This is a genomic window from Vibrio sp. 2132-1 (assembly GCF_033344315.1).
In genome coordinates this window covers 1-887 of sequence record NZ_JAWPON010000172.1, presented here as the reverse complement: position 1 = coordinate 887, position 887 = coordinate 1, and the positions used below count along the sequence as shown (strand labels likewise).

Here is an 887-nt window from a genome sequence, read left to right as displayed (position 1 = left end):
ACACCGTAATGAGTGACCGTGTCATTGGCCTTGGAATTGAAGAGTTTCGGCCAATCGCAGAAGTGATTGCTATCGCTGCTGAAAACAGTAAACCGCTTGCATTACTTGGTGCGTTACGTACCGGTGCAATCGACGTGATTGCTACCAGTGTAAGCAACGCTTTGACAGTGTTGAACTTGGATGAGCAGATGCACGGTAACGCGGCATCTGAGAGTTAGCACAAATAATATGCAACTTATGTAATCAGGCTGCGAGGATTTATAAATGACTCGCAGCCTGATTTCGTTTTCAAGTTAAAAATATTCTCTAGGAGTAGCTTTAAATTTGTACACCTACTCTGGAGAAAACAATGAAAAAGACACTTCTTGCTGCACTAATTATGGGGATAACTGGTGCGGCGCACGCCGAGCAAAAAGTCGTAGCGGGTTACTTTGCGGATTGGCAGTACGCGAATGCAGAAAACCCATACACGGTGAAAGATATTCCCGCCGATAAACTGACACATGTGATTTACGCGTTTCTCAGTATGTGCGGTCCTCATACCGGTGCCTCTGAAACGGTGCAAAACCTAGTAGCTAAACAATGCGAAGGAAAAGATCCCTATACGGCGATCATTGTCGATACCGAAGCGGCACTGGAAAAGAACTTTGGCGCTGTCTCAGTTAACGTGCCATACAAAGGTCACTTCGCTCAACTTGCCGAAATGAAGAAACAACATCCTGATCTCAAAATTCTTCCTTCTTTTGGTGGCTGGACAATGTCTGAACCGTTCCATGCTATGGCGCAAAACAAACAAGCGATGGATCAATTCTCAAAAAGTGCCGTTGAGTTGATTGCTCAATATGATTTCTTTGATGGCATTGATTTGGATTGGGAATACCCAGGCG

Annotated in this window: 2 protein-coding genes; both read left to right on the top strand. The window is 44.9% G+C overall.

Features of this window, described 5'->3' with window-relative positions; translation table 11 throughout:
• On the top strand, positions 1-218 hold a 218-nt coding region (locus R8N47_RS24220; RefSeq protein WP_318185979.1), incomplete at its 5' end, for a sugar-binding domain-containing protein.
• A gap of 131 nt (positions 219-349) precedes the next feature.
• Positions 350-887, top strand: a 538-nt coding sequence (locus R8N47_RS24215) for a glycosyl hydrolase family 18 protein (protein WP_318185978.1), incomplete at its 3' end; no start/stop codon positions are given.